General features: G+C 54.1%; 1 tRNA gene and 2 rRNA genes (1 of these 3 cut by a window edge). All 3 read left to right on the top strand.

Annotated elements, in window-relative coordinates:
- Positions 1-1,917 (top strand): 23S ribosomal RNA (locus ACQKP1_RS25795) (it extends 883 nt beyond the left edge of the window).
- Between the two features lie 246 nt (positions 1,918-2,163).
- A 5S ribosomal RNA gene (gene rrf / locus ACQKP1_RS25790) occupies positions 2,164-2,278 on the top strand.
- Positions 2,279-2,423: 145 nt separating this feature from the next.
- Positions 2,424-2,500 (top strand) — tRNA-Met (locus tag ACQKP1_RS25785).

Genomic DNA, 2,500 nt, shown 5'->3' with positions numbered 1-2,500 from the left:
ATACCCCAGGGGGTAGAGCACTGGATGGGCTATGGGGACTCACCGTCTTACTGATCCTAACCAAACTCCGAATACCTGGGAGTACTAGTCGGCAGACACACGGCGGGTGCTAACGTCCGTCGTGAAGAGGGCAACAACCCTGACCTCCAGCTAAGGTCCCCAAGTCATGGCTAAGTGGGAAAGGATGTGAGGATCCCAAAACAACCAGGATGTTGGCTTAGAAGCAGCCATCATTTAAAGAAAGCGTAACAGCTCACTGGTCTAAATAAGGGTCTTTGCGCCGAAAATGTAACGGGGCTAAAGCCATGCACCGAAGCTGAGGATTTGCAGTTTACTGCAAGTGGTAGCGGAGCGTTCCGTAAGCCTGTGAAGGGGTACCTGTGAGGGGCCCTGGAGGTATCGGAAGTGCGAATGTTGACATGAGTAACGATAAAGGGGGTGAGAGACCCCCTCGCCGAAAGACCAAGGGTTCCTGCTTAAAGTTAATCTGAGCAGGGTTAGCCGGCCCCTAAGATGAGGCAGAAATGCGTAGTCGATGGGAACCACGTTAATATTCGTGGGCCTGGTGGTAGTGACGGATCGCGTAACTTGTTCATTCTTATTGGATTGAATGGGCGAGGAAGCGGTTCCAGGAAATAGCTCCACCGTACAGACCGTACCCGAAACCGACACAGGTGGTCAGGTAGAGTATACCAAGGCGCTTGAGAGAACTATGTTGAAGGAACTCGGCAAATTGCACGCGTAACTTCGGAAGAAGCGTGACCCCTTTATACGCAAGTGTAATGGGGTGGCACAGACCAGGGGGTAGCGACTGTTTATCAAAAACACAGGGCTCTGCGAAGTCGCAAGACGACGTATAGGGTCTGACGCCTGCCCGGTGCTGGAAGGTTAAGAGGAGAGGTGCAAGCTTTGAATCGAAGCCCCAGTAAACGGCGGCCGTAACTATAACGGTCCTAAGGTAGCGAAATTCCTTGTCGGGTAAGTTCCGACCTGCACGAATGGCGTAACGACTTCCCCGCTGTCTCCAACATAGACTCAGTGAAATTGAATTCCCCGTGAAGATGCGGGGTTCCTGCGGTCAGACGGAAAGACCCCGTGCACCTTTACTATAGCTTTACACTGGCATTCGTGTCGGCATGTGTAGGATAGGTGGTAGGCTTTGAAGCAGGGACGCCAGTTTCTGTGGAGCCATCCTTGAAATACCACCCTTATCGTCATGGATGTCTAACCGCGGTCCGTCATCCGGATCCGGGACAGTGTATGGTGGGTAGTTTGACTGGGGCGGTCGCCTCCGAAAGAGTAACGGAGGCGCGCGATGGTGGGCTCAGACCGGTCGGAAATCGGTCGTCGAGTGCAATGGCATAAGCCCGCCTGACTGCGAGACTGACAAGTCGAGCAGAGACGAAAGTCGGTCATAGTGATCCGGTGGTCCCGTGTGGAAGGGCCATCGCTCAACGGATAAAAGGTACGCCGGGGATAACAGGCTGATGACCCCCAAGAGTCCATATCGACGGGGTTGTTTGGCACCTCGATGTCGGCTCATCGCATCCTGGGGCTGGAGCAGGTCCCAAGGGTTTGGCTGTTCGCCAATTAAAGCGGTACGTGAGCTGGGTTCAGAACGTCGTGAGACAGTTCGGTCCCTATCTGCCGTGGGTGTAGGAATATTGACAGGATCTGTCCCTAGTACGAGAGGACCGGGATGGACATATCTCTGGTGGACCTGTTGTCGTGCCAACGGCATAGCAGGGTAGCTATATATGGAAGGGATAACCGCTGAAGGCATCTAAGCGGGAAACCCACCTGAAAACGAGTATTCCCTATCAGAGCCGTGGAAGACGACCACGTTGATAGGACGGGTGTGGAAGTGCAGTAATGCATGAAGCTTACCGTTACTAATAGCTCGATTGGCTTGATCGTTCTCATTGCTTATGTTCATCAGTGCTGCTCAGCAGCACCGATGATGCTTCTCTTTTGTCCTGACGCGCTTAAGCGCTCCGGACAGGCCGCGCCAAACCGGTACTTTGCCTTCGGCAAAAACCTGGGCGCGACGGCCTATCGGCCTGTATGGGAGCTTCCCTGCAGACGAAGGCAGAGAAAACTGACGTGTTCAAAATAAAACAGGCGAATGCCTGCCAGCTTCTCAACAACATTGCCCTTAGCCGACCTGGTGGTCATGGCGGGGTGGCTGCACCCGTTCCCATTCCGAACACGGCCGTGAAACGCCCCAGCGCCAATGGTACTTCGTCTCAAGACGCGGGAGAGTAGGTCGCTGCCAGGTCTGCTAAAGGCAATGTTGTCAGCTAAAAACGCTGAAAAACAATCTTCTCGACACAGCATCGGCCCAAGCCGAAATCTTAGGGCCGCAGAAAGCGGCCCTTTCTGCTTGATAAATAATCTCAAGCGCAACAAAGTTGCGCTCTTGGCGCGGGGTGGAGCAGCCCGGTAGCTCGTCAGGCTCATAACCTGAAGGCCGCAGGTTCAAATCCTGCCCCCGCAACCA

Origin of the sequence: Allorhizobium sp. NPDC080224, from assembly GCF_050281005.1 — a bacterium.
Classification (GTDB): Bacteria; Pseudomonadota; Alphaproteobacteria; order Rhizobiales; family Rhizobiaceae; genus Allorhizobium.
This window is presented reverse-complemented; position numbering and strand designations above follow the sequence as displayed.